This window comes from Blastopirellula sediminis, from assembly GCF_020966755.1.
In the GTDB taxonomy this organism is placed as follows: Bacteria; Planctomycetota; Planctomycetia; order Pirellulales; family Pirellulaceae; genus Blastopirellula; species Blastopirellula sediminis.
The window spans coordinates 2765796-2785827 of record NZ_JAJKFT010000010.1 but is presented as its reverse complement, the minus strand read 5'-3'; the positions used below and the strand labels follow the sequence as shown (position 1 = coordinate 2785827).

Genomic DNA, 20032 nt, shown 5'->3' with positions numbered 1-20032 from the left:
ACGTAGCGGCGATTCGCTTAGTAGTCGGCCTTCACCAGTCGGTAGACGAAATAAAGACCAAGCGCTTCGCTGATGACCGCGAACAGCAGCAAGTAGCGTCCCCACGGATGAGAGAAGAACTCGCTGAAGTATTCCGGCTGGAACAGCAGGAAGAACAACAGCAGCAGCGGCGCGAGCATCGAAATGATCGTCGCCGACATTCGCCCGGCGCTCGTGATGCTGCGCAGCTGTCGATGGTAAGCCATGCGATCGCGGATCACGGCCGCCAGACGGTCGAGCGTCTCCGGCAACGCGCCCCCCGATTCGCGGTGAACGCTGATCGTGGTGGCGAAAATCTTGACGTCCATCAATTCGACCCGATCAGCCATCCCCTCCATCGCCGCCGGAACCGACAGCCCGATGTCGAGTTGCTTCGCGGCGCGACGGAACTCGATCCCGATCGGATCTTCGCTCGTTTCGCCAACCAGGTGAACCGCTTGTTCAAAACTTTCGCCGGCCCGAACCGCCCGCGCGATCAATTCCAAGGCGCCCGGAAACTGCGTTTGAAACGCCTGCAAACGGCGACGCTTGATCCAGATCAACACGCCCAAACCGGCGAAGATGCCCAGCACCACTGCAAGTCCCGTGACCAGCGGATCCTCGGTCAGGACGAACGCCGCCGTGCCGCAGACCAGACCAACGGCGAGCAACAACGTGACGGCCATCGTCGGCCCGAAATCGGCGCCAGACAAGTACAAGGTACGCGTCAGCCAATGATCGAACTCGCCAAGCGATGAGCCTTCGGCCGAAGTTCGCCGCGGCGGAAACTGACGCAGCCCGACCGAAGTGGACGAACCGCTCTCGCCGCCGTACGCCAACTCCTTCACCGCGAAAAAGATGAAGGCGGCGATCGAAGCGACGCCGGCGAAGATGATCAACGCCATGATGTTGGGATCGAGATTATCGAGCACTACGCTCCCTCCTCTCGATCAATGGACTTGGATTGATAGTCGGCGTCTGCCGCCAGATCGATCACGCCCGACTCTTCGCTTGAGAGCGCGACCTGGCCGACCGAGTTGATGTACTTGGAGTAAATCAGCCCCGACTCATGCTTGCGCATCACGTTCTCGTCGAACTCAATTCCGGCGTCGGCGAAGCGTTCGCGACAAACGGCCCAATAGCCGGTCGCGTAGAAGCGTCCTTTGGCTCGTCCATGATCGTCGAGCCCTTCCTGACGGAATCCGAAGATGTCGTCCAGGATGTAGTCGCCGTTTTCGTTCACTTCGCGGATCTCGGCGATACGGGTAACGCGGCGAACGCCCCCTTTCAAGCGAGCGACGTGAATCACCAGCTTGATCCCGGCGGCGACGTATTGGCGGACCACTTTGACCGGAAGTTCAAAGCCGGTCATCGCCACCATCATTTCGAGTCGCGCCAAAGCGTCGAGCGAATCGTTCGCGTGAATCGTCGTCAGCGAACCTTCGTGACCGGTATTCATCGCTTGCAGCATGTCGAGCGCTTCCGGCCCGCGAACTTCGCCGACGATGATGCGATCAGGCCGCATCCGCAAGCTGTTGCGAACCAAGTCGCGTTGCGTGACGGCGCCGGCGCCTTCGGCGTTGGCCGGACGCGTTTCCATCCCCAGTACGTGCGGATGTTGCAGCAAGAGTTCGGCCGAGTCTTCGATCGTGACGATACGTTCGTCGTGCGGAATCGAAGCGGACAAAGCGTTGAGGAGGGTCGTCTTACCGGCGCCGGTACCGCCGGAGATCAAAAAGCTGATCCGCGACGCGACGCAAGCTTGCAGAAATTCGGCCATCTCCTGCGAAAGGGAGTCGGTCGCGATCAAGTTTTTCAGGTGGAGATGTTCGATGCCGAAGCGGCGAATCGACATCTTCGGTCCGCCGAGCGCCAGCGGCGCCACAACGGCGTTCACACGCGATCCGTCCGGCAGACGCGCGTCGACCATCGGGCTCACTTCGTCGATCCGGCGACCAACCCGCCCCACCACGCGCTGAATGATTCGCAGCACATGGGCGTCGTCGGCGAAAATAATGTTGGTTAGCTCTAACTGGCCGTGACGTTCGATGTAAACTTCGCTGGCGCCGTTGACCAGGATGTCGCTGATCGTCGGGTCCTTCATCAGCGGTTCGATCGGACCGAGCCCGAACAATTCGTAGTCGAGCTCTTTTTCGAGCCGGCGACGCGTCTCGTCATCCAGCTTCAGGTTCTTGCGCTGGCAGTACTTGCTCGACAGATTGCGAATGTCGCTGCGAATCGCCTCTTCGTTGCGGCTGGTCACGGCGCCCAAGTCGAGCGAGTCGACCATCTCTTCATGCAGCGACGTTTTCAGACGCTGGAACTCCAGTTCAGCCTGGTCGACTTTACGGTCGGGCGCGGCGGGGTTCGACATGATCATCGCGCAGTTGCCTACGAAGGTGAGAAAAGGAGATTCGACTAGTTGGCGACGGCGACGTCCGCCGCAGCGTCCGCTGCGTCTTGCGTCGCCGAAGCGCGGAACAATTGCTCGCGGCCGGCGGCGTTCTCACGGAACTCCAGTTCCGAGATGTTCGCGCCGCGGTAGACCCGCATCATCGTCCGGGCCGGCGGTCGACGCTCGAGCAATTCGGCTAACGTGCGGGGCGCTCCGTCGTACGAAACGGCGTTCCCTTCCGGCGATACGAGCGCCAGAGCGAAGGTGCCGTGATTCTCGGCGACTTGCAGCTTGATCACATCCTGCGGCTGAACCGCCAGCGTGACAGTCGCCGTCTGACGTTGACGTTGCGTCCGCGGATCAGGAATCGGATTGAGCGACGAAGGACTCGCGTCGAACGACAAGACTTTGACGTCTTGCAGCAGCGTAACGGTCGTCTGGGGCAACTCGTTCTGGTCGTCGGCGTCGACGCGGAAGAGGACGTCGACTTTGGTTCCAGGACGCGCGAACCCTTCGACCGCTTCGTCATATTCGACGCGAACAGTGAACGCTCGCTGGCCAGGCTCCAGATCCTGGACGATGCCGGGGCCGGTCCCTTCCGGATAGAACATGTCCGGCGTAAAGACCGACTTCTCGGCCAGTTCCTGCTTCAGGGTGCGGCCGATGATTTGCTCGGAGCTCACCATGTAGCCGCTGGGGAGCGGCTCGGCGTCAAGTTGCTCTTGCGTGTAGCGATAGATCACCACGTCGCCCATCGTAAGAGTGCGTCCCGCCATTAGATTGGCGGCCGCTTTCGGCACGACGAAGGTCTGGACCGGGGGAGGCGTTTCCACGACCGGCGCCGGCGTTTCTCGCATCATGTTCTTGCGGACCACATAAGCGGACAACAACCCGAACATGATGGCGACAACGCCCAATAATAAGGTTCCAGGACTCAACCGGGACATAGTGCTCGCTCCGCTAGCGCGATCGTTGCTGTTTCGAAATCTGAATTCAGCGGCGATCCATGCCGAGTAAGCGGGACAACTTCCTGTCGTTTCCCAAAGTTTGGAATGTTTCCTAGTTTAATTACTGGCCCTGATTTCCACTCAGGGAACTACCGATATTTTGGGGCATTTGCCGCCGATTAGCCGTTTTCCAGCGGCGTCTGCAACAGGGCGACCAGTTTCAGTAGCAGAAAAACCCAACTAGCCAGACAAACTGGCACTCCGTAAGGGAGCGTTTGCCGGGCCATATCGAGCTTTTTCCGATTCGAGTCGCCGGTTTCCGCTGGCTCCTCCTTGTCCGTTTTGGCGCCAAACATCACCTTCCCCACAAATATGGCGACGGTAATGACTAGCGCTAAAACGGCGCTGACGATAAATACAATCACAATCAACACGGGGCCAAACCAGGCTCCGAGCGCCGCCATAAACTTGACGTCGCCGCCTCCGCCTCCCCCGATGATAAACAGGACGAATAGCAAGGCGAAACCGACTACAGCGCCCAACAGCGAATGCTGCAGACCGCCCCAGCCGCTGACCGCCGCGTGAAACAGGAGGCCGATCAACAGCGCCGGCATCGTCAACCAATTGGGAAGCTTGCCCGACCTCAGGTCGACGTAAAACGCAACCGCCGTAAAGAGGGCGACCAAAAGGATGGCGACGAAGTTCAGCTTGTCCACAATCGGCTCATCTTGGTTCAATCACAGCGACGAATCGCTCTGGTTTCAACACTCATCCAACTCTCTCGATACGAGAGTCGATGAGTTGCGCGTCCGTTGCGCAAAGATTCTTCCCTGATTCCAAAGAAGTCGAAAGAGAGACCGCCGACCCAATCGCCGACGATCTCTCGATTCGATTCTTTAGACGCAGTCAGGATCAACAGGGAGGCTCCTGAATACGTGTACTCCGAACCCCAAATTAGGGATTGTTCGGAGTGGGGAGAACGCCTTGTTCGTTCGTGTTGCCGCCAGCGGCGATCACGATGCAGTTGTCGATGGTGCCGGGAGTGGCTTCCGTCGTATCGCAGAAGTCCTTCTGGTCGGCGTAACCGCTGCCCGAGACCGCAGCCGAGTGACCACGCACGCTATAGAAGACGTAGCTCTGGTCCATTTCTTGGATCGCGCCGGCGACGTCCGACAATTCGGCGGTCACGGCGTCACGAACGGCGGCCAAGCCGACGATCAGACCAATCACGACGATGGTCGCGATCAAAATCAATTCGGTGGAGACGATGAAACCAGCTTCATCATTCCACAAACGCTTCAACAAAGACATCAGAAACTCTCCAAGAACATTGGGGAAAATACGGAAAGTAATCTTCGCGACATCCAAGTCGCGACTTCGATTCGATTCTTTAGACGCAATCAGGAATAACAGGGAGGCTCCTGAATGCGTGCACTCCAAACCCTAAATTAGGGATTGTTCGGAGTGGGGAGAACGCCTTGTTCGTTCGTGTTGCCGCCAGCGGCGATCACGATGCAGTTGTCGATGGTGCCAGGAGTGGCTTCCGTCGTATCGCAGAAGTCCTTCTGGTCGGCGTAATCGCTGCCCGACACGGCGGCCGAGTGCCCTACGACTCCGTAGAAAATGTAGCTCTGATCCATTTCTTGGATCGCGCCGGCGACGTCCGACAATTCGGCGGTCACTGCGTCACGAACGGCGGCCAAGCCAACGATCAGACCAATCACGACGATGGTCGCGATCAAAATCAATTCGGTGGAGACGATGAAACCAGCTTCATCGTTCCACAATCGCTTCAACAGTTGCATTGCAGAAAACTCCTCAATTTGCGGCGGATCGAAAAAAACTTGAATATCAACAACGCTCAAGTTGCCGCCGCTCGTCCGCCATTCGACTTTCGGCAAGCAAGTGAATCGTTTGCTTTGGGTGGGGCCGCGAGACGATAGGGGACGTCGCTCGACCAAACTTTTTCACAAGGGATGTTCGTTAGGGAATCGGACCGTCTTCTCCCTGACTGCCAGGGAAGCCGGGGGCGAAACTCAAACCAGCAGGCGCCTGGCCATTGGGATCGCTCCAACCGAGTTCGTCTTGATCGATGTACAGCGCCGACACCACGACCTGCGGCGGTCCCATCTGCGGAGTCACGGTGATCTGATAGCCGAACGATTGATCGAGACTGTCAATCGCCACACCGAGATCGCCAAACTCCTGAACGATGTGGTCACGCAGGTTGGTCAGACCAACCACCGCCCCCAAAATCAGGATCACGGCGACCAAGATCAGCGCATACGCCGAAGCGACTCCGCGCTCGTCGCGCCAGAGCTGTAACCACGGCCGAGTGGCGATCAATCGGAAGGTGCTTTTATGTTGGTTCATGATTCTATCTGGTAGGCAGCGTAGATTGTGATGACTTTAACGGCATTGACCAGCAGGCTTCTTTGATTTTTCTTCTAAACGACGTTGCGCGGAACAGGCACAACGTCTCCCTGGTTAGGGGACGGGATTCGGCAACATGCCGCTTTCATTTGTGCCGTTGCCGCCGATGACGATTCCGCCTGGTGGTTGTCCCGCGACATCTGGGCCGTCGCCGAGATCAGGTCGGTCGATATACCGAAAGTTTCGAAAGCCAGTCACGACATGAACGCCGCCGTACGTCTTGTCGACGATGACTTGGTTCCCCATGACTTGTAGATGTCCGCCGTCTTGAAACTCCACTGCGTAAGATTGATCAAGTTGACCGACGGCTTGCCCAGTGTCGCCCAACTCTTGCACGATCCCGTCGCGAAGGGTCGCCAGACCCACGATCAGACCGATCACGACAATCGTGCTGAACAATAGCAACTCGGCCGAGTTGACGAAACCCGATTCGTCGGACCAAAGGCGATTTAATAGTCGCATGCTAGCGGACCTCATTGGGAAGGGGGCGAATCTTCATTTTCGCCCGCAGGAGTAGCGTTGATTTGCAGGGCCTGGTCGCACTCGAGACGACTCCACTGATCAGCGGGCAAAGCTCCCCGCCACAGCGCCAGCGCTCGGCCGACATGGCTTAAAAAGGTGTAGTTGTCGCGAATCGAGTCGTCGCTCATCTTCTCGACTTCCGTCGCTAGCCATTGGCCGGCGCGGATCTTCGTTTCTCGGGGAGGCTGCACCTCGGCGGGGGAGATCGCCCACCATTCCAGCGCATGCCCCGTGGCTAGCAGCCGCCGCGATAGCGGATCTGACAGCCCTTCGTCGACCGGCGTTTGCGTGCCGTCGTACCAGTTTTGATCCCAGTAGCCCGCCTCGTTTTGACTCGCGACCAGACGCCGCGTCGCTTCGGTGAGATGCGCAATGATCTCGTCCCGCGTCGCTGCGTCTTGGAACAGGCCGACTTGTTCGTCCAATCGCAACAAGGCGGCCAAGGTGAACAAGCGGTGATTGCCGTAGCAAACTCCCTGCACCCACTGTTGCCGCATGATCCGCTGCGCCAGTTGATCGAAGGTGATTCGCTCTCCTTCGCGTGAAACCCACGCTCCGTCGTCGGCCGCATACGAAGCGGCCGCGATCGTCGTCCACTCGTACTCTTGTTGATTCAACCGGAAGTCGCGAAGCGCGCCGACAAGCAGGTCACGCACCGTCAACGTCGCATCGTGCGACTTGATCGGAAAATCAAGCGGCGTGCCGATCTCGGCCAGCGTGCCAAGGGTGTGATCGACGTGGCTCGCCGTTGCGGCGCCTTGCTGCGTTCGCACGCCCCAGCCAGATTCGCCCGGCGTGATCAAATCGCGGGTCGCGTCTCCCCAATACTCATGGAAGACGTCCATGTTGGTCAGCATCCGCCGCATCTCTTCGCCCGACAGGCACTCAGGATCGGCGAACTTCGCATCGGCTCCCCAGAACCGGAGCGCGTGGTCGACATGATTGATCTTCGGTTGCTGGTGTCGCAGACGAGGCCGCAGCCGAACCAGGACCATTCGCAGTTGGTCGTCGGTGATCAGCTCCCGCATGTCGTACTGCGGGCCGACCAGCTCCGGCGCATTTCGCAGGCGCGGCAAACTCGGGACGCTCGCCTGATGATCGCTCGACAGGGCCCAAGCGATCCCGGTCGACAACGTCGCCAGCAAAACGACTTGCGCCAGGATGAACAGACTGGGCGACATCCCGCGCCGCGGACTGGAATTGGTCACGCTCATCCGGCGATCCTCCGCTGAACGATTAATGCGCGATCGCTTTCCCAGGCCAGTTCCCATTCGGCGTTCAGGTCCCCTACGACCTGCGTTGCGAACTCGCTTTGCGTTCGCTTGTCGATGACCAGCGTGTCGACGTCGTACCGGTCGAGAATGCGCTGCCACTGCGCGCCCCCTTGGACCAATCCGCGATAGTCGAACTTCGCCTGCTGCGGCAGCCGGTCAAAGTCGGACGTCGCGAACATGTCCGGCGAATCGACGGTCGCAAAGGCGATAAAGTCGCTCCACGCGACCGGAGCGAAGATGAATCGCTCACGCGGATGTTCATTGAGATAACGAACCACGCCCAAGGGCGGATCATTGATCGCTTTGGCGAGCGACCGCGGAGTTCCTCCCAAGACCGAAGCGCTGATCGGGCTAAGCGCGAAACCAATCCAGATCGCCAGCAGCGACAACAGCGTGAAGGCGAATCGTAGCGGACGCGGCTCTTCGTTCTTTTCGGTGGAGACAGGCGACTTGGCGGCTTCTCTTTGCGGGAACATGCCCACCGTCATCGGCAAACAGACCATCGTCGCCACCGCAACCAGCGTCAGCGCAAAATGCGTATTGCAAGCGGCCAGAATCGTCGCGACCACAAACAGCATGACGTCGCCGCCATGGACCGGCGCCTTGGAGCGTCGGAGCAGAAAGGCGAGCGCCGCAACCAGCAGCGCGACAATCACGCCAGGACCAGACGCCAAGACCAGCGGCGCCGAACCGTCGAGCGGGCGGACAATTTGTTCGAATGCTTCGGCCCAAACGCCAAAGCCCCATGGATTGAGGAGCGTTGCGAACCAGCAAAGCTGCGCGAGCCAGGCCCACGCTTGCACCTTGCGGCTGCCGAGCGTTTCCCTCAGCGTTTTGCCGGCAAACAGCGAGTCGTAGGCGACTCCCTTGGCGATCGCCGAGATTAGCAGCGGACCGGCGATAAACGTCCAGTGCGTGTTGGCCCACGCGACAATCGCGATGGGGGCGATGATCCAGGTCCAGATCGAGGGCGTTCCCTCCGCTTCTCGCCAGCGAGCGAAAATCGCCAGCGGCGCCAGCAACAGAGCCAATGGTACCGACGAAGCCATCGCCGGCGTGAGCCCTTGCCACTGGAACAGTAGCGTCGCCGCCGCAAGTGCGACCGCGACCAGCTTGAGCCACTTCGGCGCCTCGCCGCGACAAAGCACGAAGTAGACGAACAGCAAGAATCCGCAGGCGACCAGCGTTGAGGCGAGCGAAATCGCTTCCGGTCCGCCGGCCCGATTGATCAGCGCCAACGACAGGTCGGCCAACCAATTGGTCGCACGGTACGAACTGGTCGCCGCGAGCGGAAGTTGAACCGGATGTTGCGGCAGCTGAGATTCTTCCAGAATCGTTCGCCCGACCGTGATATCCCGCCAAACTCCAACGGTCGGTAACGGCAAGTAGTAAAACAGGAGATAAGCGGCGACAAAGAAGCTGACGACGGCGAAGTCGAGCGCCGAGAGCGCGTATCGATCGCTCAATACCGGCGTCGCCGCTGGTTGCAAAGCGTCGTTCGACTTGTCGTTGGCCGGATCCATGCCAAGGTGCTCCTGCTTAGGCGCCGCTAACATGGGTCGTCTCAATAGTTCGTTGGTCGAAATCGAGCCCGAACGTTTTCAACAAATTCAGCGTCGGCGCGCTTTGCAGCGATATGGCGGCGGTCACCCGAACTTCTCCCACCATCACCGAACCCGGCGAAGGGGCGAACATCGGATCGCCGTATACCGTGTGCTTGCCGACCTGATCAACCGCCAAGGCGATCTTGGGGGTATTGGTCGAGAGTCCATGCAACTGCATGGCCTGATTGAAGGTGACGAGCGCCGCCTGCGGTGCGTCCATCGGGTCGATCGTCTTCGCCGCTTCGCGAGCCGCTTCGGCGACGGCCGCTTCGACCGTCGCTTCAAACGCCGAGAGCGCAGCGAACTGCACGATCGCCAGCGAGGTGATCAAGAGCAGTGGAAAAGCGATTACCAACTCCAACGTTTGAACGCCGGAGCGCAATCGCTTTCGCGTCGACACCGTGTTTGAGATCAAGGCGCGCATACAGGCAGCAAATTCCGCTAAACCGATGAACGAGTAAGAAGAGACGCATCCGCAAACTGCGGAATGCCTCCGCTAGATCTGGATTTGCGAAATCGCATCCGCCAGATCAATCAACTCGTTCAATAGCGCTCCGCGCACGGTCGCCAAGCCTGCAATCGCCCCGATCCCGATCAATGTGAGGAGGATCAGATACTCGACAAACACGCCGCCATCCTGATCCGCGGCAAGTTTGCTCAATCGAGATTTCAAAAAATTCATGTTCGCGCGAAATCCGTAGTTGCTGGGTGGGGAGGAACATCCAGGATTCGCTATCCTGCAAAGATAGCGAATCTTCGCCAAATGCGCTCTTTGGCTTAATCCCTACGGTAATGACGCGGACAACCGCTTTCAACTTCCCATCAGTTAAAATATGTGCATAACCGACTTATATGGCGAAACTTGCGTCGATACGGCGGTAAATAGTTGACGTGGCGAAGCCCGCTCACGTTAATGAATAGTTGTCGCTGGCCACCATACTCCCCTACGCGTCACGATCCGCTTGAACTACCTAAACCTCCAACTTTTGAGCCCTAAGGGGATCCAGCGCGCGACTAGTCGGCGGCCTGGCGGGGTGGTGCTGGAACTGATTCTGACGCTCCCGATATTACTAATCCTGCTACTAGCGATCGTCGAGTTCTATCTTCTATACGCGAACTTGCCTCGCCTGGAAGCAGCCAGCCGAGCCGGAGCGCTCGTCGCATCGCGAATTCCCCTTCCCTCCAACGGAAGTCCACCCGGCAGCGTCATCGTCGCCGTCGATCGGCAACTGGAAACGCTGAATCTCCCCGGACGACAGATTATTCTGCTGCACAACACCCAAGGCGGGACGCACCAACTAACCGCCGGCACGACTTACCCGGTCCCGACCGACCTGCTCAATAACCTGCCGACATCGCGAGATTACGTGCGCGTCGCCGTTCAAATGCCGATGACCGGCCTGACTCCCAATCTATTGAAGACGTTGGGAATGGATATCTCGGGGCGGATCGTCTGGCAGACGACGACGCTGCGTCACCACGATATGCCGATTCATCCGCCGCAACATAGCGGCGGCCCTTAACCAGCGATACTACTTAATTACGCACAACAAGTTTCATGTCGATCATCGCCCCAAATCGTCGATCTCGCGCACGCCGTTCGCGTCGCGGGGTCTCTGTATTGTGGCTGATCGTCTTTCTGCCGCTCGCGCTGATCGGGCTGCTGATGACTATCGAAACGGGACGTTTGTGGTTGGCTCGGGCCGAAGTGGAAGATGCCCTGGAAGCGGCCGCTCTCGCCGCTGTGATCGAATGGGGCCATCACCACCATCATCACGGCCCTCACCCGCATCCCCATCCTCCCCAAAATCCACACGCCGATCACCATGGTCCCAACTCGACGCTGGCGGCTCGCCAGGTCGCGGCGGACTTTGCTGCGAGCAATACCGTACTCGGGAGCGCTTTCTCGCTGCACGATCCTAGCCTGAACCATCATTCCAACGGCAATGGCAACCAAAATGCGTCGAGCGGAGGCGTGCTCGTCTTCGGAGCGATCACCCAGGTGCAGCCGACCGTGATCTTCGACCCCAACGCCGACCCTCACAATCCCAACTACTTCTATGCCGTGTTGGCGCGTTCGGCTTACCCGGTCGCGAGTGAGTTCAGCTTCGGCGGCTTTACGCTGGGGCCTTATGCGATCCAAGCCGAAACCGTCGCGATGATTGACGACGACGGCCGAGCCCGGATTGTCCGGATCGATTCGATCGCGTCTCCCTAACCGATCTGGTTTTGGCGCAAGCGGCGACCAAAGGAGCCTAGACGCCGGAGGCTCTCCGCCGCAACTTTTCCCCACTCAAACAGCCTGATTCGTCAGGGCACAGCGACGAAGGGGGGAAAAGGCCTCTGGAAATCGATCTACCTCTAACTGGCTCAAACGGCCTATTGCGGTCCGTTCATCTTCCATCGGTGGAGTAAATGCCGCGATTGAGGCGGCTGATTGCTAAGAGATCGCGCAGAACCGATGCGCAGGATCGCAGCAAAGTGACCAACTGGCGCAAAATCTTTCCGGTTTATGAACAAACCGTTGTCGGCTGCAACTACTTCTCTCCACACGGTTTGTTGCTATTTGCATTATTTTCTCCCCCTTTTTCATAAACGGCGCCAGCACTGCGTGGCACAACTGTTGCTTTTCCACCCAGACGTGCACGTCGGGTTCGTGATTCTGGCGGTTGCCCGCATTGGGCAAACATGAAACGCGGACCCAAAAAAGAAATTGGCCCTGGCATTAGAGGCTGACTGTTTTCACTCCAACTTAAGGTAATGGCCCATGTTGAGTTCCCTCTCCCTTAATCCCAAACTATGGTGCATGTTTTGTGCACTGGCGGTTGCGATGGTAGTCGCCGCCCCGTTGCGAGCGCAAGACGCGAATGCGACGGAAGCGCCCGCTGCGGAAGCTGCCGCGGAAGGCGAAATGGCTCCCGAAGCGGAAGCCGAAGAGGAGGAAGCCCCTCCGACGATCGAATCGCTCAGCGCTGACCTCGCCGCTTTCCAAGGCGACGTCGACACTCTCTGGACCTGCTTGGCGGCGTTTCTCGTCTTCTTCATGCAGGCCGGTTTCGCGTTGGTGGAATGCGGTTTCACCCGTGCGAAGAACGCTTGTAACATCATCATGAAGAACCTGATGGACTTCTCCGTCGGTTCGTTGGTGTTCTGGCTGGTCGGCTTCGGCTTGATGTTCGGCGTGACCAACGGCTTCTGCGGCACGACGCTGTTCGTCTTCGACGGCGCCAGCGAAGCCGCTCTCGAAACCAACTCGAACGAAGGCTTCAACTGGGCCTTCTTGATCTTCCAAACGGTGTTCGCCGCGACGGCCGCGACGATCGTCTCGGGCGCCATGGCCGAACGCACCAAGTTCGTCGCTTACCTCTGCTACTCGTTCCTGATCACCTTGATCGTTTACCCGATCTTCGGTAGCTGGGCTTGGGGCGGTCTGTATGCGGGCGGCGGCTGGCTCGAAGGCCAGGGCTTCCTCGACTTCGCTGGTTCGACCGTCGTTCACTCGGTCGGCGGTTGGGCTGCTCTGGCGGGCGCCATCGTCATCGGTCCCCGTATCGGCAAGTACACCGCGGACGGCAAGATCAAGCCGATCCCGGGTCACAACATTCCGCTGGCTGCTCTCGGCGTGTTCATCCTGTGGTTGGGGTGGTTTGGCTTTAACCCGGGTAGCACCACCGCGGTTGGCGGCGGCAGCTTCGCCTACATCGCCGTCACGACGAACTTGTCGGCGGCCGCTGGCGCCATCGGCGCTCTGATGGTCTCGTGGATCATGTTCAAGAAGCCGGATACCTCGTTCGCTTTGAACGGCGCCCTGGCTGGTCTGGTCGGCATCACCGCCGGCTGCGATATCATGTCGCCGGTTTACGCCTCGATCACCGGTTTGATCGCCGGCATGATCGTGGTCTTCAGCTGCGTCTTCTTCGACAAGATCAAAATTGACGACCCGGTCGGCGCCGTCTCGGTACACGGCGTCTGCGGCGCCTGGGGTACCCTGGCGATCGGTCTGTGGGCTGGCGACGTCGGTATCCTGACCGGCGGCGGTCCTGCTCAGCTGATCACGCAAGCGATCGGCGTCGCGTCGGCCTTCGGTTGGGCCTTCGGCACCAGCTTGATCATCTTCCTCCTCCTGAAGTTCACCATTGGGCTTCGCGTTCCGGCGGAAGAAGAAATCAAGGGTCTGGACATCACCGAACACGGTATGTACGCCTACCCGCCGCACTTGGTCTCGGAATCGCTCGGCGGCACCCCTGGCGGCAGCCCGGCGACTGCGTCCTCGACTTCCGGAGCCGTTACCCACGGCGCCTAGTGAGAAATGTCATGGTGAGTCTGGCTGCGGCCAGGCTCACCTTTCGCTGATACTTCGGCCTTTGCCTGGGCCAGAAGTTCGACCCCAATGGCCTGTAAGGGTGTTCCGCCTCGCCCTTTCAGGCCGGGGTTTTTTCTTGGCGGCTCTGATCGAGCTTCTTCGCCGCCGCGGCCGACTTCCAGCCGCGCCACAGAATCGAGACGAAGCAAATCGCGGTCGTCAGCGCTCCCCCGACCGCCAGCATGCTCCACTGCATCATCAGCCCAATTAGCATCAGCAGCGTCGCTCCATTGCCGATCGCCACCGACAAGATCTGGGCGCGACGGTGTCGCTGAATCTCTTTCTCCAGTTCGCTGATCGGCTCGGCGTCGCTCATGAGGTTTTCCGTGGGGCGGAACCGGTTGACGGCGGCCCCAGATTCTGGTCGTCTGATCGGATTGTTTTGACGTCTCTGCGTTTGATTGTAGCCGAATGCCAAGCCGCCCTGGGAAACCGAAACCAAAGTCGAAGCCAGCCTCTGGCGGGAAAGAGCTCCGTTTGGATGCGCCGATCCGCATCATCGGCGGCGAGCTGAAGAACAAAAAGCTCCTTTACTCCGGCGAAGACGTGACTCGCCCGATGAAGGAGCGGGTTCGCGCCTCGGTCTTCAACCTGGTCGGGCCGTCCATCAAAGGGAAGCACGCGATCGACCTGTTCGCCGGGACCGGCGCGCTGGGGATCGAAGCGCTCAGTCGCGGCGCCGTCAGCGCCACCTTTATCGAGCGTCACATCCCGACCTCGCGACTCGTCCGCCAAAACCTGGATAACCTGGGACTGGGCGAACGTTCCCAGCTCTTCGCGGCGAACACCTTCTTTTGGGCGAAACGCTTGCCCAAGTTTGACGACACCCCCTGGGTTGTCTTTTGCAGCCCGCCCTACGAGCTGTTCATCAGTCAGGCGGACGACATGCTGACGCTGATTAGCACGCTGCTAGCGGCGGCGCCGCTGGAGAGCGTCTTCGTGGTCGAGTCGGATCAGCGTTTCGACTTTGCTAGCCTCCCCCACGCCGCAGCGTGGGATGTCCGCGAGTATCCGCCAGCCGTGGTTGGAATCTTGCGCGATTGGAGCGAGTTGGCCAGCTAGCGTCGCGCGCAAGTTTACTTCGCTTGTGAAAAAAGCCCGCCGCGCGGTACCGTTTGCGCGAATCGGATTTCACTACGCGAGCGGAGAATCCGATTTTAGGGGTACGTCCCTTTACGGACTCGCAGCGCACAAGCCACTTCTCGAGGGTCATACCACGGTGACTTCTAGGCGGAATCCCCAAATCCTCCATCCGGCCTATTGGGCGTACGGCGTATTGTTGCTAGGGCTCAGCGCAGCCTCTCCCTGGCTTTGGCAGCAATCCGCAGCACCCAGTTCCGCTTCACGTTTAGCGGAAGCGAAGCCGGCTGCGCCAGCCCCAGCTCCGACCCCTGCCAAGGAAGAACCAACTCCGACCTTCCCGATAACGCGGATCGAGGGAGAACCGACTCTCGCCCAGCCGCCAGCCCAGGTCGCCCAAATGGGACCGACCCTAGCCGATCCGCACACGCGTCCGCTGGAGGCCGAATTGGCCCCCCGCGTCGAAAAGCAATTCTCGCTCGATCTGTCGCCGTCGTCGTCGGAAGAAATGCAGCCGGTCGAACCGCTGCTGGCGATGCCTGCTCCGCGCGTCGAAACGCCGGATCCGGTGCTGCCGACGTTGCCGCGAGCCTCGGCGACCGTTCGCCCCGAAGAAGCGCCGCAGCGAGCCCCGCTGGTCATCACCCAGCCTCTGGCGCCTGCCAAGCCGCTGGGCGAAGTCTGGCCGCCGACGCCCCAACTGAAAGCATTGGTCGCCCGCGTGGCGGTTCACCCCGAGTGCGAAGCCTGGGCGGCGCGACTCGACGGCGCCCTGAACAAGCTGGAAGGACTCCCACTCGAATCGAACGAGTCAGGCGAAATCCTCGACGAACTGGTGGTGATCCATAACGACGCATCCACGCTGGCCGAACAACTCGGCTATTCCTGGAAGCGGACCGATATGCTGCAAGTCGGCTTCGCCCTGCAGCGACGACTCGCGATCTGGCGTCCGCTCCATGCGTGCGCTCAGTCGGTCGTTGGCGCCAAACGCCCGTCGCTGAATCCCGAGCTGATGGCGACTCCGCTGGCAGGCGTCGAACAAGAACTGCGCGTCGGCGGTCAGCTCCTCAGCTGGAACGACTTTCTGATGCTCGATCACATTCGAGACGCGATGTCGCTCGGCTATCCCGAACTGGAACGACGCAAGCTGGCCCGCAAGGTCCTGCAGCGGATGAATTCGACCGAACTCGACGAGGCGCAACAAAAGCTGCTCGCTAGCGCTCCGTTTGAACCTTTCCAGCAGGAGCTGATCGAATGGGCGGCGGAAGACGTTTCGTTGGCGACCGCCCTTTCGCAGATCGAACGATTTGAATCGACCCTGACCTCCGACGACGCGACGCGTCTGGCCGATTACTGCCTCTCGTTGCACTACAGCGACAACCCCGAAGTGGTCGAGCTGGCCGACCGGATTAACGGACACTACCGCAACGCCAACTGTCGCATCGCGGTCACTTCATCGCTGCTCGACGCGCTCCTGCCGCAGATGGAGCCGGCCGAACAAGATGTCGACGATCACATCCTGGGAAATCGCGTCCTGGGACGCAGTCGCCGCGAAACCGATTTGAAGCTGCGACTTTCGCCTGATCCGAATCAATGGCGCGTGCAGCTGGACGTCATCGGCGTGGTCGATAGCAACACCTCGAGCAGCTCCGGCCCGGTGACCGTCTTCAACCATGGTCGCTCGCACTACTACGCGTCGAAGCAGCTCGTCGTCAATCCGCTTGGCTTCTGGGTTTCGCCGGCGACCGCATCGGCCCAAACGTCGACCGGCATCAACGGCCTGCGTACCGATTACGACGACGTGCCGCTCATCGGTTCGATCGTCCGCTCCGTCGCTCGCAATCAATCGGAAGCGAAGCAACTGGAAGCTCGCCATGTGGTCGAGCGGAAAGTCGAACAAAACGCGATCCAGCAGCTCGACGCCGGGCTCAACGACAAAGTCGACGTCTGGCAAGACAAACTCGTCAGCCTGGCAGTCGATCCGCTGCGTGAGATGGGGCTCTCGCCGGCCGTCATCGACATGAACACCACCGAAGATCAACTGATCGGCCGCTTCCGCATCGCCGGCGACATGCAACTTGCCGCGCACACGCCTCGTCCGGTCGCTTTCGAGGACGCCGCTCTCAGTCTCCAGCTGCACGAGTCGAGCCTTAACAACAGCGTTCGCCAATTGAAACTGGCCGGCCGCCGCTATTCGCTCGATGAGGTCGTTCGCAAAATCGAATCGCGTCTGCCGCCGACCGAAGGAGCCTTGCTCGATCAACTTCCGGAAGGGGTCGAAGTCGTCTTCGCCGACGAGAACCCGATCGAGATTCGGATCCAGGACGGCAAGGTCGAAATGTCGATCGCGATCGCCGAACTCACCAGCGGCTCACGCGTCTATCGCAACTTCCGCGTCTTCGTTTCTTACGCGCCGCAGATCAACGGCTTGCGTGCCGAGTTGGTCCGCGAAGGCACGATCAAACTCGACGGTTCGGAGCTTGGCTTCGGCGGACAAATCGCGCTACGTGGGGTCTTCGCCAAGGTCTTTTCCAAGCAACGTTCCCTTCCGATCATTCCGCCGCAAGTCGCCGACGACAAGCGGCTGGAGCAGTTCGAGTTGACGCAACTCGCCCTGTACGACGGTTGGGTTGCGCTGGCGATCAGCCCCAAGCAAGCGATCGCCGCCGAAACGCCGGAAGAGCCGAAAGTCCGCATCGGGCACGGCGCTATTCTGCAAAAGATCTTGCATTGATCGTCTGGCGATCACTTCGCCCGAACTTCGATCGCCCGACGATCAATTTCCACCAATAGCGGCGTCTGATTCTCGCACAGAATCGGCGCCGCGCTGTTTGGCGCCCAATCTGCTCTAGAACAGGGGAAAAGGTTCTCTCCCCGTTCTAGGAAGTATCGATGCGCCGCTACGTCGTCATCTGGAATCGCAACGCTCGCCAAGGCGCCGCTGCCGCCGAAGCGAAAGCCGAGTTGATCGCCCTGGCCGGCGACTCGTTTCATGAAACGGAGTCGTTCGAGGACGCCTGCCGCTGTCTCGAGCACGTCGCCGACGAAGACCTGGTGATCGTCGCCGGCGGCGATGGCGGGATCAGCGGCATCATTCACCATCTCCACTCCGGCGAAACTCGCCCGACGCTGGCCGTCGTGCCGCTCGGTACCGGCAACGACTTCGTCCGCTCGCTCGGCTATCCCCCCGATCCGCTCGCCGCCATTGACGCGATTCGCGCTGGTCAAACCGCTGACGTCGACGTCATCCAGCTCGACCATGACGGTGAATCGCGCTGGTTCATCAACGTCGCCGCCGGCGGCAATCAACGCAAAGTCGAAGAGCGCGTCAGCGACGAGGTAAAACAATTCTGGGGACCATTCGCTTATGCGCGTTGCAGTTTGGAAGCGCTGCCGGAGATCGAAAAGTACCAGTTGCAGATGTGGCTCGATGACGCCGATCCGTTTTCAATCGATCTCTGGACGCTGACGATCGCCAACGGACGGACGGTCGGCGGCGGAGTTGAAGTGGCGCCACGTGCGAAAGTGGACGATGGACTTCTGGAGGTGACCGGCCTCCAAGGGGAAAGCCTGATTGAACTCGGTTCCATCGCCGCCAGCTTCCTGCAAGGCGCCTACCTGGAGCACCCGTCGGTCTTCCATCGTCAAGCGAGCAAGATTCGCCTCCGCAGCGAACAGGAGTTCGAGTTCTCCGTTGATGGCGAGATGGTCGTCGGACACGAGTTCACATTCACTACCCTGCCCCAGGCCCAAAAGATCATCGTCGGCCCCGACTTCGCGTAAGCGACGGCCCGCGCGACAAGTTTTCGGGCGCCGGAAACGACGCCGCACAATTTCTTTCTGCGGACGTAGCGAGTAGGCTGGGGGGAAACCCAACAACGCCCCGAACCGCTTGGACCAACGCGCTCATGAATCGCCCCACTTGGAAAGTATTGACGGCGTTTTGCCTGACGGCGCTGGCAACGCCTCTGGCCGCCGAAGAGTCTGCGCTGCTTCGTCCCAATATCGTCGTCATGCTGGCGGACGATCTTGGATTTGGCGAATTGCAATGCCTGAATCCGACTCGCGGCAAGATTCCGACTCCGCGACTCGACGCAATCGCAGCGAGCGGGATGATCTTCACCGACGCTCATAGCGGTTCGTCGGTCTGCACGCCAACCCGCTACGGTCTGATGACGGGGCGGTATGCGTTTCGTACACGTCTGCAATCAGGCGTTCTCACCGGAGGCGAGTCGTTGATCGCGGCCGATCGCCTGACGGTGGCAAAGCTGCTGCACCTACAAGGTTACCACACGGCGATCATCGGCAAATGGCATCTCGGCATGTTGTTTGACGGCAAAAAAATAGAAGACGCCGTTCCGGTCGGCGCCCGCGTCACGCATGGTCCGATTGATCGGGGCGGCTTCGATGAGTTCCATGGTTTTCACCACGCGCGACAAATCGAAACCTGGATTGATAACGATCAAGTTACCGCGACGATCAAGCCGGTCGAGATGCTCCCTCGCTTGGCGCAAACGGCAGTCGAGTTCGTCCGAAGCCGCAAGGATCAAACGGTGCCCTTCTTCCTCTACATTCCCTGGAGTTCGCCCCATAGCCCCGTGGTCCCCAGCGACCAATGGAAAGGCAAGAGCGGGCTCAACGAACATGCCGATTTCGTGATGCAAACCGACGATGCGTTCGGCCAGGTGATCGACGCGCTGAAAGCCAATGGCCTCTATGACAACACGTTGGTGATCTGCAGCGCCGACAACGGTACGTCGGCCCCAACTTCGAAAATGTCGCAGTTGCAACAACTGGGGCACTTTCCCAGCGGCGATCTCCGCGGCTCGAAGGCGGACATCTGGGACGGGGGACATCGCGTGCCGTTTCTCGTATCGTGGCCAGCGGTCGTCAAATCGGGCTCGCGCACCGATCAACTTGTCTGCCTGACTGATGTCATGTCGACGCTCGCCGATTTGTTGAACGTCGACCTGCCGGCAAACGCGGCCGAGGATAGCGTCAGCTTTTTGCCGGTGTTGGAAGGGAAAGCGATCGAGCCGCGAACGCCGGTTATTCACCATTCCATTTCCGGTTATTTCGCCATCCGCGACGGCGTCTGGAAATTGGCGTGCTGTCCCGGGTCCGGCGGCTGGACCGCTCCGAAACCTGGCCCCGCCTGGAAACAAGTCGCCGCCGGCAAACTCCTCCCGCTGCAACTCTACAACTTGAGCGATGATCTCGGCGAAACCAATAACCTGGCGACTGACATGCCTGACAAAGTCGCCGAGCTACGCGGCGAACTCGATCGCATCATCGACAATGGTCGCAGTACCCCTGGCCCCGCTCAAGCGAACGACGCCAAGATCGACGTCGAAAAACGCCCGTAGACGCCCCCAACACTAGCCCGCAGCGCAAGC

At 59.8% G+C, this 20032-nt stretch carries 20 protein-coding genes; 7 read left to right on the top strand and 13 right to left on the bottom strand.

Features of this window, described 5'->3' with window-relative positions:
- Nucleotides 1-17: 17 nt before the first annotated feature.
- From LOC68_RS23005 to LOC68_RS22950, 12 genes are all read right to left on the bottom strand, one after another.
- Entirely contained in the window at nucleotides 18-950 is a 933-nt protein-coding gene (locus LOC68_RS23005) for a type II secretion system F family protein (protein ID WP_230223094.1), read from the bottom strand.
- Nucleotides 950-2392, bottom strand: a complete 1443-nt coding sequence (locus tag LOC68_RS23000) for a CpaF family protein (protein WP_230223092.1) — start codon at nucleotides 2390-2392, stop codon at nucleotides 950-952. Before LOC68_RS23000 ends, LOC68_RS23005 begins: the two co-directional genes overlap by 1 nt.
- A gap of 44 nt (nucleotides 2393-2436) precedes the next feature.
- The gene (gene cpaB / locus LOC68_RS22995; protein ID WP_230223090.1) at nucleotides 2437-3360 is read right to left on the bottom strand and encodes a Flp pilus assembly protein CpaB; all 924 of its coding nucleotides are present in this window, start codon (nucleotides 3358-3360) and stop codon (nucleotides 2437-2439) included.
- 179 nt (nucleotides 3361-3539) lie between these two features.
- A complete protein-coding gene (locus tag LOC68_RS22990; RefSeq protein ID WP_230223088.1) occupies nucleotides 3540-4076 on the bottom strand; it encodes an A24 family peptidase in 537 nt (178 codons plus the stop codon).
- A 238-nt stretch (nucleotides 4077-4314) separates the two neighbouring features.
- Nucleotides 4315-4671 (bottom strand): Flp family type IVb pilin, encoded by a 357-nt coding sequence (locus tag LOC68_RS22985; protein ID WP_230223086.1) that lies wholly within the window; start codon nucleotides 4669-4671, stop codon nucleotides 4315-4317.
- 137 nt (nucleotides 4672-4808) lie between these two features.
- Nucleotides 4809-5165 (bottom strand): Flp family type IVb pilin, encoded by a 357-nt coding sequence (locus tag LOC68_RS22980; RefSeq protein WP_230223084.1) that lies wholly within the window; start codon nucleotides 5163-5165, stop codon nucleotides 4809-4811.
- A 178-nt stretch (nucleotides 5166-5343) separates the two neighbouring features.
- The gene (locus tag LOC68_RS22975) at nucleotides 5344-5733 is read right to left on the bottom strand and encodes a hypothetical protein (RefSeq protein WP_230223082.1); all 390 of its coding nucleotides are present in this window, start codon (nucleotides 5731-5733) and stop codon (nucleotides 5344-5346) included.
- 114 nt (nucleotides 5734-5847) lie between these two features.
- Nucleotides 5848-6255, bottom strand: a complete 408-nt coding sequence (locus tag LOC68_RS22970; RefSeq protein WP_230223080.1) for a hypothetical protein — start codon at nucleotides 6253-6255, stop codon at nucleotides 5848-5850.
- A gap of 11 nt (nucleotides 6256-6266) precedes the next feature.
- On the bottom strand, nucleotides 6267-7529 hold the full coding sequence (locus LOC68_RS22965; protein ID WP_230223078.1) for a hypothetical protein: 1263 nt from the start codon (nucleotides 7527-7529) through the stop codon (nucleotides 6267-6269).
- Nucleotides 7526-9112, bottom strand: coding sequence for a hypothetical protein (locus LOC68_RS22960; protein ID WP_230223077.1), 1587 nt, complete (start codon nucleotides 9110-9112; stop codon nucleotides 7526-7528). Before LOC68_RS22960 ends, LOC68_RS22965 begins: the two co-directional genes overlap by 4 nt.
- A 16-nt stretch (nucleotides 9113-9128) precedes the next feature.
- Nucleotides 9129-9593 carry a hypothetical protein gene (locus LOC68_RS22955; protein ID WP_230223075.1) on the bottom strand — a complete coding sequence of 155 codons (465 nt, stop codon included), beginning with the start codon at nucleotides 9591-9593 and terminating at the stop codon, nucleotides 9129-9131.
- A 96-nt stretch (nucleotides 9594-9689) separates the two neighbouring features.
- A complete protein-coding gene (locus LOC68_RS22950) occupies nucleotides 9690-9875 on the bottom strand; it encodes a hypothetical protein (protein WP_230223073.1) in 186 nt (61 codons plus the stop codon).
- A gap of 355 nt (nucleotides 9876-10230) precedes the next feature.
- Here LOC68_RS22950 and LOC68_RS22945 point away from each other — a divergent pair, with 355 nt between their 5' ends.
- From LOC68_RS22945 to LOC68_RS22935, 3 genes are all read left to right on the top strand, one after another.
- Nucleotides 10231-10716: a TadE/TadG family type IV pilus assembly protein gene (locus LOC68_RS22945; protein ID WP_230223071.1), complete on the top strand. Its 486-nt coding sequence runs from the start codon at nucleotides 10231-10233 to the stop codon at nucleotides 10714-10716.
- Between the two features lie 35 nt (nucleotides 10717-10751).
- Entirely contained in the window at nucleotides 10752-11411 is a 660-nt protein-coding gene (locus LOC68_RS22940; RefSeq protein WP_230223069.1) for a pilus assembly protein TadG-related protein, read from the top strand.
- A gap of 549 nt (nucleotides 11412-11960) precedes the next feature.
- Nucleotides 11961-13496, top strand: a complete 1536-nt coding sequence (locus LOC68_RS22935; protein WP_230223067.1) for an ammonium transporter — start codon at nucleotides 11961-11963, stop codon at nucleotides 13494-13496.
- 118 nt (nucleotides 13497-13614) lie between these two features.
- Here the strand turns inward: LOC68_RS22935 and LOC68_RS22930 are convergent, their stop codons facing one another.
- Nucleotides 13615-13872 carry a hypothetical protein gene (locus tag LOC68_RS22930; RefSeq protein ID WP_230223065.1) on the bottom strand — a complete coding sequence of 86 codons (258 nt, stop codon included), beginning with the start codon at nucleotides 13870-13872 and terminating at the stop codon, nucleotides 13615-13617.
- Between the two features lie 161 nt (nucleotides 13873-14033).
- On the opposite strand from LOC68_RS22930, the gene LOC68_RS22925 reads away from it, so the two are divergent.
- The 4 genes from LOC68_RS22925 (at nucleotide 14034) to LOC68_RS22910 (ending at nucleotide 20002) form a co-directional block, all read left to right on the top strand.
- Complete coding sequence (locus LOC68_RS22925) at nucleotides 14034-14618, top strand: RsmD family RNA methyltransferase (protein WP_230223063.1); 585 nt, start codon at nucleotides 14034-14036, stop codon at nucleotides 14616-14618.
- 418 nt (nucleotides 14619-15036) lie between these two features.
- A complete protein-coding gene (locus LOC68_RS22920; RefSeq protein ID WP_230223061.1) occupies nucleotides 15037-17370 on the top strand; it encodes a hypothetical protein in 2334 nt (777 codons plus the stop codon).
- A 158-nt stretch (nucleotides 17371-17528) separates the two neighbouring features.
- Entirely contained in the window at nucleotides 17529-18419 is an 891-nt protein-coding gene (locus LOC68_RS22915) for a diacylglycerol/lipid kinase family protein (RefSeq protein ID WP_230223059.1), read from the top strand.
- A gap of 125 nt (nucleotides 18420-18544) precedes the next feature.
- Nucleotides 18545-20002, top strand: coding sequence for a sulfatase family protein (locus LOC68_RS22910; protein WP_230223057.1), 1458 nt, complete (start codon nucleotides 18545-18547; stop codon nucleotides 20000-20002).
- Nucleotides 20003-20032: the final 30 nt, after the last annotated feature.

Excerpts from the sequence above, each read along its gene's own strand:
- LOC68_RS23000 (WP_230223092.1), bottom strand. The coding sequence starts at position 2,392 with ATGTCGAACCCCGCCGCGCCCGACCGTAAAGTCGACCAGGCTGAACTG.
- cpaB (WP_230223090.1), bottom strand. The coding sequence starts at position 3,360 with ATGTCCCGGTTGAGTCCTGGAACCTTATTATTGGGCGTTGTCGCCATC.
- LOC68_RS22985 (WP_230223086.1), bottom strand. The coding sequence starts at position 4,671 with ATGTCTTTGTTGAAGCGTTTGTGGAATGATGAAGCTGGTTTCATCGTC.
- LOC68_RS22980 (WP_230223084.1), bottom strand. The coding sequence starts at position 5,165 with ATGCAACTGTTGAAGCGATTGTGGAACGATGAAGCTGGTTTCATCGTC.
- LOC68_RS22975 (WP_230223082.1), bottom strand. The coding sequence starts at position 5,733 with ATGAACCAACATAAAAGCACCTTCCGATTGATCGCCACTCGGCCGTGG.
- LOC68_RS22970 (WP_230223080.1), bottom strand. The coding sequence starts at position 6,255 with ATGCGACTATTAAATCGCCTTTGGTCCGACGAATCGGGTTTCGTCAAC.
- LOC68_RS22965 (WP_230223078.1), bottom strand. The coding sequence starts at position 7,529 with ATGAGCGTGACCAATTCCAGTCCGCGGCGCGGGATGTCGCCCAGTCTG.
- LOC68_RS22960 (WP_230223077.1), bottom strand. The coding sequence starts at position 9,112 with ATGGATCCGGCCAACGACAAGTCGAACGACGCTTTGCAACCAGCGGCG.
- LOC68_RS22950 (WP_230223073.1), bottom strand. The coding sequence starts at position 9,875 with ATGAATTTTTTGAAATCTCGATTGAGCAAACTTGCCGCGGATCAGGAT.
- LOC68_RS22940 (WP_230223069.1), top strand. The coding sequence starts at position 10,752 with ATGTCGATCATCGCCCCAAATCGTCGATCTCGCGCACGCCGTTCGCGT.
- LOC68_RS22935 (WP_230223067.1), top strand. The coding sequence starts at position 11,961 with ATGTTGAGTTCCCTCTCCCTTAATCCCAAACTATGGTGCATGTTTTGT.
- LOC68_RS22930 (WP_230223065.1), bottom strand. The coding sequence starts at position 13,872 with ATGAGCGACGCCGAGCCGATCAGCGAACTGGAGAAAGAGATTCAGCGA.
- LOC68_RS22920 (WP_230223061.1), top strand. The coding sequence starts at position 15,037 with ATGGGACCGACCCTAGCCGATCCGCACACGCGTCCGCTGGAGGCCGAA.
- LOC68_RS22915 (WP_230223059.1), top strand. The coding sequence starts at position 17,529 with ATGCGCCGCTACGTCGTCATCTGGAATCGCAACGCTCGCCAAGGCGCC.
- LOC68_RS22910 (WP_230223057.1), top strand. The coding sequence starts at position 18,545 with ATGAATCGCCCCACTTGGAAAGTATTGACGGCGTTTTGCCTGACGGCG.